We start from the raw sequence: 15,551 nt of genomic DNA, 5'->3' as shown, positions 1-15,551 counted from the left end.
AAACCAATGGAAACCATCCTTTTCCAAAAAAAGAACCATATCGCATATATCCAGTTAAACCGTCCAGATGCCTTAAATGCGTTTAACTATCAAATGCTTACACAGCTACAAAATACAGTAAATCAAGTTCACCTTGACCGCGATATAAGAGCCGTTATTATTACTGGAGCAGGGGAGAAAGCATTTAGCTCGGGAGCAGATTTAAAGGAAAGAAAGACGTTAACGGAACCAGAAGTCAGAAGAAATGTGAAAGCGATCCGTGACTGTTTTGATTCAATCGCTAATTTACCACAGCCAACTATTGCAGCAGTGAATGGATATTGCTTTGGTGGGGGATTTGAACTGATGCTAGCGTGTGATTTTGCCTTTGCAACAAGGGATGCCAAACTGGGTCTTACAGAAACGAGTTGGGCGATTATTCCGGGGGCTGGTGGTACGCAGCGACTACCTAGATTAATAGGTGAAATGAAGGCAAAAGAACTTATTCTTACTGCGAAAAAGATCACAGCCATTGAGGCTAAGGAACTGGGGATCTTATTAAAAGTAGTAGAAAAGGACGCTTTACTAAAAGAATGTGAACAGTTGGCGAAGCAGATTTTACAGAATGGCCCAGTAGCAGTAACACAAGCAAAGTATGCGATAACCCTTGGGACGAACACCGATTTAAAGACTGGTTTAGATATTGAGGCAAAGGCCTATGAACTCACGATTCCTACTGAAGATAGATTAGAAGCATTACAAGCATTTAGTGAAAAGCGAACACCTAAGTTCAAGGGGAGGTAGCAAGGAGAAATGAACATCGTTACCGAGCTATTACATATTAAGTATCCAATTATACAAGGAGGCATGGGTAATATATCCAATGCTAAACTAGCATCAGCTGTCTCGAATGCAGGGGGACTAGGTACGATCGGCTGTGGAACGATGCATCCTGAACAGGTGGAAAGCATCATCCTTGATACGAAGCAATTAACAACTAAACCATTTGCGGTAAATATTGCAATAAATGTGACGCCATTTGTAGATGATTTAATTGCACTATGTATTAAACATAACGTGCCGGTTATCTCTCTTTCAGCTGGAAATCCAGCCCCGTATATACCGAAGCTTCACGAGCATGGGAAAGTAGTAATGGCGATTATAGCATCTGTTAAACATGCCCAAAAAGCAGCAGCTGCAGGTGCAGATATATTAGTAGCGGAAGGTTATGAAGCTGCCGGAATCAATTCCAATTTAGAACTAACCACGTTCACGTTAATCCCGCAAGTTGTTCAAAACGTGACCAAACCAGTCGTCGCAGCCGGTGGAATAGGTGATGGGAAAGGATTAGCGGCTGCTCTAATGTTAGGGGCAGAAGGAGTACAAATCGGGACGCGTTTCATCGCTACGAAGGAAGCTCCTTTCCATGAGAACTACAAAAATCAGCTCATTCAAGCAAATGGTACAGATGCTGTCATTATCGGTAGAAGTTTAGGCAGAATCAGAAGAGTACTAGACACCGCCTACGTTAGAAATCTATTAGAAAAAGAGAAAAATGGTATTACGTTACAGGAGTTTAGTGAACTTACGACGGAAAAGCATCACCTAATCGGTGCTATCAATGGGGATCTAGAAAGAGGATTTATCAATGGTGGCCAAGTTGCAGGGTTAATGGAAGACATACCAAGTGTGCAAGAATTAATGGAAAATATGATACAGACTGCAAAGGCACAGTTAAAATTCGGGTTAACATCAATAGAAACAGTAGTAAGTGATAATTAGTTTGAAAAGTTTATATTTTACAAATAATGAATTGACCTATATATTACATAATGATAAAATTACGTTGAAATAACGTCATATTATTATGTGTAAGCGCTAACAAGAATAGGTTAAAAGACCGGTATTGGAGGTTATTTGATGGAGAATGGATATCCATTAAAGCAAATCATCGATGACCAAGGTAATTTACTTGATGCAGCTAGTAAATCCTTGATTGATCAAGAACTTGTACAAAAGGCTTACTACCATATGTATCGCATTCGCACATTTGATAAAAAGGCAAAAAGCTTACAACGACAAGGGAGAATCGGAACCTATCCACCATTTCAAGGACAAGAAGCCTCCCAAGTAGGTAGCGCGCTTGCCTTACGAGAAAATGACTGGCTTTTTCCTACATATCGTGACCATGGTGCGATGCTGACGTTTGGGGCAGATATGACACGGACATTTTTATATTGGAATGGTAGATTAGAAGGTTGTATTCCACCAGAAGGGAAAAATATATTTCCTGCTGCTGTCCCGATTGCCACACAAATACTCCATGCAGTAGGGGCCTCTTGGGCTGAGAAGCGAAAAGGAACGAATAATATTGCAATCGCTTATTTTGGAGATGGGGCTACATCAGAAGGGGATTTTCATGAGGGGTTAAACTTTGCTAGTGTATTTCAAACACCGACCATACTATTTAATCAAAATAACGGCTATGCTATCTCAGTACCATTTGAGCGACAAATGAATTCCAGAACCGTTGCTCAAAAAGGAGTAGCTTATGAAATTCCAAGTGTACGAGTAGATGGTAATGACTTTTTTGCTGTGTACTTTGAAATGCGAAAGGCAGCTGAACGTGCAAGAAATGGGGGCGGTCCAACATTAATTGAATCGGTGACCTGGAGAACCGGTGCCCATACAACAGCAGATGATCCAACGAAATATCGTCCGGAGGATAAAGGAAAAGATATTGTGGATCCTTTAATTCGTTTGGAGCGTTTTATGAAAAATGAAGGATTTTGGGAAGAAAACTTTATCCAATCTACCCATGAAAAGATAGAGCATGAAATTGAATTAGCGGTAAAAGAAATGGAGAATTATCCAAAGCCGAATGTAGAAGATTTATTTAACCATGTTTTTGCAAAGCTCCCAGATTCGCTAGTTAGACAAAAAGAGTCCTATCTTCAACTGTTAAGGGGGAAGTAGAATGACGACAGACTTTACAGAAACGAAGAAAACAGCGACAAGAACGATGACGATGATACAAGCGATTAATGATGGTATGCGAACCATTTTAGAGCGAGATGAAATGAGCCTGATCTTGGGGGAAGATGTTGGGAAAAATGGTGGTGTTTTTCGGGCAACAGATGGACTACAAGGGGAGTTTGGTGAAGAACGGGTAATCGATACGCCTTTATCAGAGTCCGGAATTATTGGAACGTCTGTCGGTCTAGCTGTCAACGGATTTAAACCGATTGCAGAGATTCAATTTATGGGCTTTATATACCCAGCGTATGATCAAATCATGACCCATGTGTCGCGAATTAGGTCTCGTACGATGGGGAGGTTCTCTGTACCAATGGTTATTCGTGCACCTTTTGGAGCTGGGGTAAGAGCGCCAGAAATTCACTCCGATAGTGCCGAGAGCTTATTTACCCATATGCCAGGGATTAAAGTAGTTTGTCCAGCAACTCCGTATGATGCAAAAGGGTTACTAATTGCAGCAGTAGAGGATCCAGATCCAGTACTTTATATGGAACCAATGCATAGTTATCGTTCCTTCCGAGAAGAGGTTCCAGATAATTATTATACGGTTGAATTAGGTAAGGGTAAAAAGCGTTTGGATGGTGATGATGTCACGTTAATCACGTGGGGAGCAATGGTGCCTTTAGTGGAGAAAGTAGCTAAACAGGCTGGTGAAAACGGCATTAGCTGTGAAGTGATTGACCTCCGTACATTATATCCCATTGACGAGGAGATAATTGCTGAATCTGTTCAAAAAACAGGTAGAGCAGTTATTATACATGAAGCACAAAAAACAGGTGGGCTAGGAAATGATATTGTATCCATCATCAATGATACGGCTTTCCTATATTTAAAAGCTCCTGTGGAGAGGGTGACAGGTTTTGATGTACCGGTCCCATTCTCAAGTTTAGAAAATCATTATTTACCGACACCAGAGCGAATTATAAAAGGTATTGAAAAAGTAGTCCATTTTTAATGAGGAGGTATCAGAAATAAAATTAAATCATGAAAAGCATTAACAGAATAAAAGAGTAAGCGCTTGCAAATAGCAAGAATTATCAAAAAATAGGGTTGACTTAAGTATTCAGTATGTTATAATTTCTCAAATTATACTTATAGTTTAGAAGAGTCTAAGGGGGAGTAGAGAGTGAAAAGAGGGCTTCAATTAATCGTTTTAGCAATTATTAGTTTAGTAGTTTTAGCAGCATGTGGTACTACTAATGGAAGTAGCGATACATTTAAAATCGGTGCATCGCAAATTGTTGAGCATCCATCATTGGATAGGGCATACGAAGGGTTTCAAGCTGCCTTAGAAGAAGCGGGGCTTGAAGTAGAGTATGACTATCAAAGCGCTCAAGGTGATCCAAATAACTTAAAGCCAATTTCGGACGGCTTTGTTGCAGATGATGTGGATTTGATATTTGCTAACTCAACACCTGCAGCATTATCGGCGCTTGAAGCAACTAAAGATGCAAGAGATATTCCTATCGTATTCACTTCAGTAACAGATGCTGTAGCATCTGAGATAGTAAAAGCAATGGATGAACCTGGGGAAAATATCACTGGGGTGACCGACTTGCATCCAGACGCGATTCAAGAAACAGTGAACTTTATTGACCAGTACTTCCCGAATTCATCTGTTGGTTTAATTTATAATGCGGGTGAATCAAACTCTGTCACACAAATTGAAGCTGTAAGGGCAGCTGGTGAAGGGACTTCTCTAAGCTTTGTAGAACGTACGGTAGCTAACTCAAATGAAGTTCAACAAGCAGCAACTTCTTTAGTAAGTGAAGTAGATGTATTCTATATTGTAACGGATAACACAGTAGTATCTGCTCTTGATAGTGTCGTAGCAGTTGCGAATGAGCAAGATATCCCATTAGTAGTAGGAGAGCCAGATTCATTAGAAAAGGGAGGATTCGTAACGTTCGGAATTGATTATTACACAATTGGATATCGTACAGGTGAAATGGCGGTTGAAATCTTGAAAGATGGTAAATCAACAAAAGATATTCCAGTTGAATACCCACCTGAAATTCAATTATTCATCAACAAAGGTGCTGCAGAAGAACAAGGGGTTGAGTGGAATACGGAATGGGATGAAACCGCTCAATTTAAAGAAACAGCACAGTAATAGAAACGAATTTATCTTAATATAAGTCCAATTTTGAAGCAGGCTACTGGCCTGCTTCTCTATTCTAATGAATGAGTTATTTCCACTTTTTGTAAGTGAGTGGAAAAGGAGGTAAATGAAACATGGCTTTATCTATATTTGATGCGATTGAATCTGGAGTTATTTATGCCTTAATGGCTTTAGGGGTATATTTAACCTTCCGAGTATTAGATTTTCCCGACTTAACCGTTGATGGGAGCTTTGTAACCGGTGCAGGTGTTGCGGCTATTTCGATCGCAAATGGTATTTCCCCAATTATAGCTACATTAATGGCTATCGTCGCCGGCTTTATTGCAGGATGTTTAACAGGACTTCTTCATACGAAGGGGAAAATTAATGCCCTATTATCCGGGATCCTAATGATGATAGCATTATATTCCATAAATTTACGAATAATGGGACAGCCTACCATATCATTACACAATCAATCAACGGTATTCTCACAACTTCGGGATATTTGGCCAGCGGGAATGGATGAGTTTTTAAACGGGATATGGTCAGCAATTCTTACAGGCCGTGCACCAGCAACATGGGTAATATTATTTATCATGATTATCGTTACATTGTTCATTAAATTTTTCACCGATGCATTCTTGAAAACGGAAGTTGGTTTAGCATTAAGAGCAACTGGGGATAACAAACGAATGATTAGAAGTCTATCTGCCAACACAGACAATTTAATCGTATTAGGAGTCGGGATATCTAATGCGATGGTTGCACTTAGTGGTGCCTTAATTGCCCAAAATGGTGGTTTTGCTGATGTTAATATGGGGATTGGGATGATTGTTATTGGTTTAGCATCTGTTATTATCGGAGAAGCATTATTTGGTAAGAAGACAATAGCTATTGCAACGATAGCTGTAATTGGTGGAGCAATTCTATACCGGATTGTAGTTGCGATTGCCCTTCGTGTGGATTTTCTAGATACTGGAGATATGAAGATGATTACAGCCTTTATTGTAATCATTGCATTAGTTTCCCCTAAAATCATTCAAGCTCGAAAAGAAAAGAAACGGCGACTACAAAAACGTGCAGAACTGAAAGAGTTAAGGGAGGGTGCCTAATGTTACGAATACAAGAAGTAGCGATTACATTCAATGAAGGCACTCCTGATGAAAAGAAAGCATTACAACGAATTAATTTGGAGCTTAAAGAAGGAGAATTTGTCACCGTAATCGGTAGTAATGGTGCCGGGAAATCAACTTTAATGAATGTGATTTCTGGTAATTTAGTTCCAGATGTTGGGGAAGTAATTATCGGTGACAAGGACGTAACGACACTTCCTGAATATAAACGTTCAGCCTATATTGGCCGAGTATTCCAGGATCCAATGGCAGGAACGGCACCTTCTATGACTATTGAAGAAAACCTAGCAATGGCATATTCACGCATCCGGAAAAGAAAACTAAAACCGGGCGTAACGAAACAGCGGAAGAAAGATTTTAGAGAACATTTAAATACATTGAATTTAGGATTAGAGGACCGCTTAAACGCTAAAGTTGGACTTTTGTCTGGCGGGGAGCGACAAGCATTATCCTTACTAATGGCGACATTTACAAACCCGAATATTTTGTTGCTTGATGAGCACACCGCAGCCCTTGACCCGTCACGAGCTGAACTGATTACGAAGCTTACCAAAGAAGTGGTGGAGGAGCATGGATTAACCACACTAATGGTTACTCATAATATGCAACAAGCGCTTGATTTAGGCAACCGGTTAATCATGATGGATAAAGGTCAAATTATTTTAGATATTAACGGTGGCAAAAAACAAGATTTAACGATTGAAGATTTATTAAAGGAATTCCAGCGCATCCGTGGAGAGCAGTTTGAAAGCGACCGCGCAGTGTTGGGGTAATCAAATTTTCGAAAGAGAAGGAAATATTCCATTGACATATCTAAGAAGATGGAATATGATAAGTCTAATTTCATGAAGGAAATGCGTTGAACTATCATAGTAGCTTGTACGACTCTTGAAAATTAGAGACCTAGTGGTTGGTGTGAACTAGGCAAGGTGTATGGTGAATTACAGATAGGGAGCAGATTAAATCCGGTTTCGGCCGTTATCTAATACAAGCGAGCAGAGTATTCTGCTAACTAGGGTGGTACCGCGGAGCTTCCGTCCCTTTTTGGGGATGGAAGCTCTTTTTGTTGTCTACTCTATCTTTTGAACAATTTCATAGTAAAAAAGCAATGAACTATTATAGTAGTTTTTACAATTCTTGAAACCAGAGACCTGATGGTTGGTGTGAATCAGGCAAGGTGTATAACGAAGTACAAATAGGGAGCTGTTTAATCCGGTTTCGGCCGTTATCTAATACAAGTGAGCAGAGTATTCTGCTAACTAGGGTGGTACCGCGGAGCTTCCGTCCCTTTTTATGGGGATAGAAGCTTTTTTTATTTATCTGCATCTTTGAGGAGGATTTTTTATGAATAAGAATATGACAGTATTACTCGCATTACTACCAATTATAACTATTATTGTGAGCGCGTCTTTTTCTGTTTTTATTTGGGAGACTAGTATGCATTTCCCATTAATAATTGGCATTATCATAGCAGCGATGATTAGTATATTTTGTGGCTGGAAATGGGAAGACGTTCAAAACATGATGGTAAGTGGGGTAAAACGTGCTTTGCCAGCTATATTTATATTAATGATTATCGGTACAATCATCGGTTCTTGGATTGCAAGTGGGGTAATCCCAACCATCATCTACTATGGGCTTTCATTTATTAAGCCTGACATATTTTTACCGATGGTTGCCCTAGTAACTGGTATAGTTTCGTTGACATTAGGAAGTTCTTTTACATCAATCGCTACGATTGGGTTGGCATTTATGGTCATTGGAGAAGGACTTGGATTTTCTGCTGGTATAGTTGCAGGTGCGGTTATATCAGGTGCGTTTTTTGGGGACAAGTTGTCACCAGTATCCGATACAACGAATATTGCTCCCGCGGTGGCAGAATCCAATCTATTTAGTCATATTAGGCACATGCTATGGGATACGATTCCGGCATTTATTTTATCTTTCGTCATATTTTGGGTGATTAGTAGTTCCGGTATTGGTAATGGTGATGCTAATGTGAATACTATTACAGAAATAAAAACAGGATTAGATAATCTTTTTGTCATACATCCGTTATTATTTGTCATGCCAATACTTACGATAATTTTAATTTTGAAGCGAGTACCAGCTATTCCAGCATTAATTGGTGTGAGCTTACTAGGTGCTTTACTAGCAATCGTAGTACAAGGTGACTCCGTTTCTACTATTATTCATACGATGACTAATGGCTTCACTGGGGAATCAGAAAGTGAAGCTATTGATTCCTTATTGAACCGTGGAGGCTTTATGGCGATGTTTGAAACGATTGCACTGGTAATACTTGCAACGGCTCTAGGTGGAATATTAGAAGAAACAGGCGCGTTTCAAGTGCTAACAAGAACAATCATGGAGAAAGTAAAATCAACTGGTTCTTTGATAGGATCTACCATTCTTTCCAGCTTCTTGGTTGGATTTACAACAGGAGAACAATATTTATCCATTATCTTGCCAGCAAGAACCTTTGTTGGCAAGTTTAAGTCCATGAATATCGATACGATAAATCTTTCTAGAGCTGTTGAGGCTGCTGGGACAGTAGGTATCAATTTAGTCCCTTGGGGTGTACCAGCTGTATTTATTGCGGGGATGTATGGGATTACCCCAGCGGAATTTATTCCATATGCATTCTTCGTTTTTCTAGTACCACTTATTAATATCCTATTAGGTTTTACTGGATGGACTATTACTAAAAAAGATTACTCCACTTACGCCGAGGTAGAAAAACAAAGATAATTGTAACTACCGGTCTCACAATTAATTTGATAGTTCTCAATTATAATGGACGAAACAAGGAAACTAAACCATTCAGGAAGCGACAAGGAGTAACAGGTCACTTCCTGAACTATCAATAATGGAATGATAGAGAAATTAGGCGTACGCGGTGTGGTATATTGATATCTCGCGTGCTAATTCTTACCAATGAGAAAAAAAGAAAAACCGATCCTACAAATTCAAATCCATCTCAACCAAAAACTCTCGAATACTCTTATCCCGAACAATAAAATCTGCGTAGTAATCCATCGGAGTTACCTCTCTATTGACAATAATCAGCTTAGCACCATGTTCCTTTGCAATCATTGGAAACATGTTTGCTGGACTAACTGTTAGCGAAGACCCAAGGACGATAAACAAATCCGCCTTGCCAGTCTCTATTTCTGCCTTATAAAAAACATCCTCAGGAAGCATTTCCCCAAATAGAACGATTCCTGGGCGAATAGATCCATCACAGAAGGAACATTGATGCTCCCCATTAATATACCGTTCTCTCTTCTGTTCTCTTTTACATCGATTACAATAAAACTTCCGAAATGTACCGTGAAGCTCCATCACATTTTCATTCCCTGCATCATGATGAAATCCATCTACATTTTGTGTAATAATTCCTTTGATAAGACCTTGTTTTTCCCATCTTCCTAAAATATAATGACCTTCATGTGGCTTGTATTTGTTTATTTCACCTAGTCGGAATTGATAGAACTCCGTAAATTCTTCAAAGCTGTGCTCCAATGCATGTACATTTGCTAATTCGTCAGGGTTAAATTTTTCCCACAGCCCTCTATCTTTTGATCGAAAATCAGGTAATCCACTTTCGGTAGACATTCCTGCTCCTGTGAAAACAATCGTGTAACTAGATGATTGTATTAAATCGATGATCTTTTCCATTATTTCACCACCCGAGAGTATTATTTAATATTGTACTGAATGAAACTATGCCTTGCCAGTTTATTGGGATAGGGTATTACGTTGATTTGTATTTTTTTATTTGTACATGTTCTACTATCGAGAAAATTTTATCGAATGGTAAGAAATAAAATTATTTTTATTTACCCTATTACTACCAAGCTTTGGAGGTTTTTCTTATGTAAAAATCTAAAAATCTATTAATATATAGATTGCAAAAAGATTAGAACTATGATAGGGTAATAATACAATATATTGTGATTTCAATAAATATACATACTATATATAGTGCCATAAGCAATGGTGACATACTTGTCTTAATAGGGAATCTAGTGAAAATCTGGAGCTGTCCCCGCAACTGTAAGTGCCGACGAAAGAGAAATCCACTGTATCGATGCATCTAGGATATGGGAAGGACTTTAGTAGAGTGAAGCGCAAGCCAGGAGACCTGCCATTAACTTATAGTTTCATCATTCTTCGGGTTGAAAGAGCGTGAGACGATGGAGTAATCATACATTTTTGTATAAATTCTGTCGTTTTTATTTATGCCGTTCATCCCTAAGGTGAGCGGTTTTTTATATATTTTTTAGGAGGAAATATCATGGTAACAGTAAAATCACCAAAAGATTATCTTAATCACATTTTACAATTTGCAACAGAAAACTTACATATAAACATATCGGAGTTAAATACAACTATTTCCGATGACTACACGTTTGAAAAATCAATTGATGTTCTGATTAAAAGAGCGTTAGAAAATATAGATGAAGCAAATCCAAATTGGACTTTTGTAGCGGGGCGTCTTTTACTGCAAAAGCTATATTATCAGGCCGCGAATAATCGTAATTTTGACCCGGAATTAAAATATGGAAACTTTTATCACTTAATTGAAGCGTTAACTGAAGAAGGAATTTATACACCAAATTTACTAAAAAAGTATACAAAAGAAGAAGTTGATACTTTAGCAAAAAACATAAATCCAAACCAAGATTTACAATTTACTTATTTAGGCTTATATACACTAGCAAACCGATACTTGGCAACCAATCACGACAAACATACATATGAATTACCACAAGAACGCTGGATGATTATTGCCATGCATTTAATGCAAGATGAAGACTCGACAAAACGTTTGGATCTTGTACTAGAAGCTTATTGGGCATTGAGTAACCTATATATGACCGTTGCAACGCCTACTTTAGCAAATGCAGGTAAAACCCATGGGCAATTATCAAGCTGCTTTATCGATACTGTCGATGATAGCCTGCAATCGATTTACGATAGCAACACCGATATTGCCAAGCTTTCTAAAAATGGTGGAGGAATAGGCGTATACATGGGCAAAATTCGTGCTCGTGGAAGCTCGATTAAAGGGTTTAAAGGGATGAGTAGTGGTGTTGTTCCATGGATTAAACAATTAAATAATACGGCTGTTAGTGTTGACCAGCTAGGGACAAGAAAAGGTGCTATTGCAGTGTACTTAGATGTTTGGCATCTAGACATTGAAGCATTTTTGGATTTAAAGCTAAATAACGGGGATGACCGCATGCGTGCCCATGATATTTTCACTGGGGTATGTATCCCTGACCTGTTTATGGAACAGGTGGAAAAGCGTGGGGATTGGTACCTATTTGATCCACATGAGGTTCGTGAAGTAATGGGATACTCTCTTGAAGATTTCTATGACGAGGAAAAAGGCAATGGCACATTTAGACAAAAGTATGAAGAATGTGTTCAAAATGAGAAGCTGTCCAAGAAAAAGATACCAGCAATTTTAATTATGAAGCGAATTATGATGGTTCAGCTAGAATCAGGTACACCATTTATGTTTTACCGTGACGAAGTGAACCGTCAAAATAGTAACAATCATACTGGTATTATTTATTGTTCTAATTTATGTACAGAAATAACGCAAAACCAATCACCTACCGAATTTCTAGAAGAATTTACTGATGAGAATGGTTATATCATGAAACGATATAAGCCGGGTGATTTTGTTGTATGTAATTTAAGCTCTATCAACTTAGGTAAAGCAGTTCCAGATGAAGTACTAGAGCGCTTGATTAAAATTCAAGTGCGCATGCTGGACAACGTTATCGATATCAATACATTGCCGCTTATTCAGACACAAAGAACCAATCAAAAATATCGCGCAATTGGTTTAGGTACATTTGGGTGGCACCATTTACTTGCGAAAAAGCGTATTGCTTGGGAATCAGAAGAAGCAGTACAGTTTGCAGATGAGCTTTATGAAAAAATTGCTTTTCTAACGATAAAAAGCAGTATGGAACTAAGTGAAGAAAAAGGACATTACCCGGAATATCCTGGAAGTAAGTGGAATACAGGTGCTTATTTTAATGAAAAAGGCTATGTAAATGAGGAATGGCAGGAATTAAAAAATGCTGTAAAAGAAAAAGGAATCCGAAATGGATATCTAATGGCAGTGGCACCGAACTCCACGACTGCGATGATAGCAGGTTCAACAGCAAGTATCGATCCAATTTTTAAGCCGTTTTATTACGAAGAGAAAAAGGACTTCAAAATTCCAACGGCTGCACCAGAGTTAGATCATAGAACGTACGACGTATATCGTCGTTCCGCTTATATTGTAGATCAACGCTGGTCGGTAAGGCAGAATGCAGCACGCCAAAAGCATATTGATCAAAGTATCTCTTTTAATATTTATGTTCCAAACACGATTCGAGCTAGCGTGCTACTTGATTTACACCTTCAAGCATGGAGAGAAGGCTTGAAGACAACCTATTATGTACGTTCTACCTCTAATGATGTAGAAGAATGTGAGTGGTGTTCAAGTTGAGGACTTTAATAGCTTATTTATCGTTTAGCGGAAATACCGAAGAAACAGCGGAATTAATTCAAAGAAAGCTTTTAACAAGGGGAGCGTGGGTGGACATGCATCGAATTGGTATTGATCCACCAATTAACCCAAGCCATTATGATGTAGTCTTTCTAGGGACGTTTACTTGGGATAATGGCAGCACACCTGATGAAGTAAAGGATTTCGTTTTAGAAATAGGCTATAAGCCGGATAATATAGCTGTTTTCGGAACAGGAGATACCCAGTTTCAATACTTTTGTGGGGCTGTAGATAAGTTAACGAAGTTTTACAGAAGTAAGTGGCAAGGATTAAAGATTGAACAATCACCAAGAGGGTCACAAGAGATTAAGATTGACCATTGGCTGGAGGGAGTTTTACAGTATGGCAGAAACATTGCTTGAAAAAGCCAAAACAATGGAGCCGCGTAATCCGAATAAAGCAACGAAAGTATTTGGAGGAAAATCAAGTGGTATCCTTAATTGGAATGATATTAAATATCCCCATTGGTATAAGATGTATAAGCGATTGGTTGGGAATTATTGGCAAGCAGACGAAATCAATATGTTTTCCGATGTTAAACAGTTCCCGATGCTAACTAGGACAGAACAGGATGCGTATTTGAAAATTATAGGACTTTTGTCAACACTAGATGCACCACAAACGAGAACCGCATTATTGTTGTCATTATATGCAACCGATCCATCTGTTCAGTCTATCCTGGCGGTAATTTCGCAGCAGGAAGCAGTTCATAATGAAAGCTATTCCTATGTATTATCATCGGTCGTTTCATTAGAAGAGCAGAAGGAAGCCTTTGAATTAGGGAGAAAGAACCCTATTTTATTAAAACGGAACGAACGTTTAATAACAGGTTATAATGCATTTGTAGAAAAGCCTACGGTTGAAAATATATTAAAGACACTTATTTACACATCGCTACTGGAAGGACTCTTTTTCTATTCGGGATTTGCTTTCTTTTATCATCTTGCACGGGAAAATAAAATGGTTGGAACGTCAACGATGATTAGTTATATCAACCGGGATGAGCTTGAGCATGGTAAATTTATCTCGGAGCTGTTCCGTGCGACATTAGCTGAATACCCAGAACATAATCATGCGGACTTCATGGAATGGGTATATGAAGAATTTCGAAAAGCAGTCGATATGGAAATCGAATGGTCAACGTATGTACTTGCAGATGTGGAAGGAATTGAGCTTGATCAAATGTTTGGCTATATAAAATACCGCGCAAATAAAATGTTGCGTCTGCTTGGGTTAAGTGAGATATATCCAGATTTTGTGGAAAATCCGATGAGATGGATTCGTGCCTATGTAGATAATATAGATGGTACGAAAACAGATTTCTTTGAACAAAAATCAAGGCAGTATACGAAAACTAGTGATTTGAATGGGTTTGACGATTTGTAGAAAATGTACTTCAACCCTTGTTCAAGGTTAAATAAAAGTGTAATTTCACCATTTCATAAAAAATAGTCCTCTGTTCTCATATGAGCGCAGAGGGCTATTTTTTATGGTTATATTCAAATAATGATTTTCAAAAATATAGTATAGATGGCTGTTAATATATGTTAAAATACGTATAAGATTTTGAATATTAGACATTTAACCTAATGGTAAATAAGTGGAAGAAGAATGAGGGGGAATTTAATGGTATATGCGTTACATGATATGACACTAGAACCAGTCGAAAAGAGGTTTCTAAAGGGCAATGAGATAGAAATTATCAACCGTCATGGGGATCCAGTCAAGGTGTTCCTATGTCAATAGTAAAAGAAAAGCGTGGTTATCAATTTGTAGGAAAGCGTAGAATTAATTGGGGTTATGCTGCGGCAATAGCAATATCACCTTACCTGTTAATAAAAATTGCTTGGACATTTGGATTCTTCATGCCGACAGATCATATGGGTGACCCTAGTTGGCGAACTGCAAATGCCGTAACCTTGGTTCTTGCTCTTGTTGGTATCCTATTATCTTTAGCATTTAGTATGAAATGGGGAGAAAAGCTACCCGCTTGGTTGGTTGCCTTACCTATATGGGTAGGTACAGGTTTGCTCGTCCCTATGGTATTGCTAGCACCAGTTCTTGGTCCTGCTGCTATGATACGTGATCAGCAGCTAGGGTCAGCTGATATTTGGATATTGGAGCAGGTTTTGGTAATGATCTCATTGGTTGGTGTCGGAATCTGCCTACCTTTCGCAGTAGCTGGATACGTTAGAAAACGTTGGCCAGAGTCAATTATCGGTCCATTACACATGGAATCACTTCCACATAATAGCCAAAAACTTCAAGTTTCAATTGCCCGGCTTGTTGCGACAGGCTGTGTTCTACTTGGAGTGATCAAACTATACTGGTCATTTGGTGGAACGATAGGCATGAACCATAGCCTGTTAGAAAGTCGTGATTTATGGTGGCACTTATTATCGCTTAGTACAGGTGTCTGGGCTCTTGCTGGAGCGTGGGGAGTGTTGGTTCTGACAACTGGCCGCGGTTCGAGGAGTTTTTATCCTCCTATGATAGCAGCGTGGGTTTCGTCAGGAATGCTGTTCTCATTTAATCTCTTCAATCGATTATCCTCGACCCGACCAGATGCACAACCTGTACTGGAAGCTCCGATAGCCCATGTGATTTCTACAGAATTAGGTAGTGTTTTAGGAGTATTAATGGGTTCTGTCATCTTGATGGTATTACATGATCGCCGGAGAGCACTGAGTAGAGAGAAATAACGGAGAACTGTGTTTAA

The 15,551-nt window shown here is 38.8% G+C and carries 13 protein-coding genes, 1 riboswitch and 2 other annotated features; of the genes, 12 read left to right on the top strand and 1 reads right to left on the bottom strand.

The features are described from left to right. Positions 1–6 precede the first annotated feature (6 nt). The 8 genes from AB1K81_RS08925 to nhaC all read left to right on the top strand — a co-directional run bounded on the left by AB1K81_RS08925 (position 7) and on the right by nhaC (position 9,003). The gene (locus tag AB1K81_RS08925) at positions 7–783 is read left to right on the top strand and encodes an enoyl-CoA hydratase-related protein (protein ID WP_412976314.1); all 777 of its coding nucleotides are present in this window, start codon (positions 7–9) and stop codon (positions 781–783) included. A 9-nt stretch (positions 784–792) separates the two neighbouring features. After that, complete coding sequence (locus AB1K81_RS08920) at positions 793–1,761, top strand: NAD(P)H-dependent flavin oxidoreductase (RefSeq protein ID WP_412976313.1); 969 nt, start codon at positions 793–795, stop codon at positions 1,759–1,761. Positions 1,762–1,899: 138 nt separating this feature from the next. Further along, positions 1,900–2,955: a pyruvate dehydrogenase (acetyl-transferring) E1 component subunit alpha gene (gene pdhA / locus AB1K81_RS08915; protein ID WP_412976312.1), complete on the top strand. Its 1,056-nt coding sequence runs from the start codon at positions 1,900–1,902 to the stop codon at positions 2,953–2,955. Between the two features lies 1 nt (position 2,956). Beyond that, positions 2,957–3,970, top strand: coding sequence for an alpha-ketoacid dehydrogenase subunit beta (locus AB1K81_RS08910; protein WP_412976311.1), 1,014 nt, complete (start codon positions 2,957–2,959; stop codon positions 3,968–3,970). Positions 3,971–4,141: 171 nt separating this feature from the next. Next, positions 4,142–5,128, top strand: coding sequence for an ABC transporter substrate-binding protein (locus AB1K81_RS08905; protein ID WP_412976310.1), 987 nt, complete (start codon positions 4,142–4,144; stop codon positions 5,126–5,128). 122 nt (positions 5,129–5,250) lie between these two features. Then, positions 5,251–6,231, top strand: coding sequence for an ABC transporter permease (locus tag AB1K81_RS08900; protein WP_412976309.1), 981 nt, complete (start codon positions 5,251–5,253; stop codon positions 6,229–6,231). Further along, on the top strand, positions 6,231–7,025 hold the full coding sequence (locus tag AB1K81_RS08895) for an ABC transporter ATP-binding protein (RefSeq protein ID WP_412976308.1): 795 nt from the start codon (positions 6,231–6,233) through the stop codon (positions 7,023–7,025). Before AB1K81_RS08900 ends, AB1K81_RS08895 begins: the two co-directional genes overlap by 1 nt. 77 nt (positions 7,026–7,102) lie before the next feature. Further along, positions 7,103–7,297 (top strand) — a binding site (T-box leader). Positions 7,298–7,351: 54 nt separating this feature from the next. Then, positions 7,352–7,544: a binding site (T-box leader), on the top strand. A 52-nt stretch (positions 7,545–7,596) separates the two neighbouring features. Next, complete coding sequence (gene nhaC, locus AB1K81_RS08890; RefSeq protein ID WP_412976307.1) at positions 7,597–9,003, top strand: Na+/H+ antiporter NhaC; 1,407 nt, start codon at positions 7,597–7,599, stop codon at positions 9,001–9,003. A 210-nt stretch (positions 9,004–9,213) separates the two neighbouring features. Here the strand turns inward: nhaC and AB1K81_RS08885 are convergent, their stop codons facing one another. Then, positions 9,214–9,933, bottom strand: a complete 720-nt coding sequence (locus AB1K81_RS08885) for an NAD-dependent deacylase (protein ID WP_412976306.1) — start codon at positions 9,931–9,933, stop codon at positions 9,214–9,216. A 303-nt stretch (positions 9,934–10,236) separates the two neighbouring features. Then, positions 10,237–10,421, top strand: a riboswitch (cobalamin riboswitch). 131 nt (positions 10,422–10,552) lie between these two features. On the opposite strand from AB1K81_RS08885, the gene AB1K81_RS08880 reads away from it, so the two are divergent. From AB1K81_RS08880 to AB1K81_RS08865, 4 genes are all read left to right on the top strand, one after another. Then, a complete protein-coding gene (locus tag AB1K81_RS08880; protein WP_412976305.1) occupies positions 10,553–12,772 on the top strand; it encodes a ribonucleoside-diphosphate reductase subunit alpha in 2,220 nt (739 codons plus the stop codon). After that, positions 12,769–13,194 carry a flavodoxin gene (locus AB1K81_RS08875; RefSeq protein WP_412976304.1) on the top strand — a complete coding sequence of 142 codons (426 nt, stop codon included), beginning with the start codon at positions 12,769–12,771 and terminating at the stop codon, positions 13,192–13,194. The genes AB1K81_RS08880 and AB1K81_RS08875 overlap by 4 nt, the downstream gene beginning before the upstream one ends. Then, positions 13,175–14,218 carry a ribonucleotide-diphosphate reductase subunit beta gene (locus AB1K81_RS08870; protein WP_412976303.1) on the top strand — a complete coding sequence of 348 codons (1,044 nt, stop codon included), beginning with the start codon at positions 13,175–13,177 and terminating at the stop codon, positions 14,216–14,218. The genes AB1K81_RS08875 and AB1K81_RS08870 overlap by 20 nt, the downstream gene beginning before the upstream one ends. 350 nt (positions 14,219–14,568) lie before the next feature. Next, positions 14,569–15,534, top strand: coding sequence for a hypothetical protein (locus AB1K81_RS08865; protein ID WP_412976302.1), 966 nt, complete (start codon positions 14,569–14,571; stop codon positions 15,532–15,534). Positions 15,535–15,551: the final 17 nt, after the last annotated feature.

The organism is Ornithinibacillus jepli (genome assembly GCF_047228935.1).
Classification (GTDB): Bacteria; Bacillota; Bacilli; order Bacillales; family Amphibacillaceae; genus Ornithinibacillus.
Note: the sequence above shows the minus strand (reverse complement) of the source record. Positions and strands in the feature narration are given on the sequence as shown.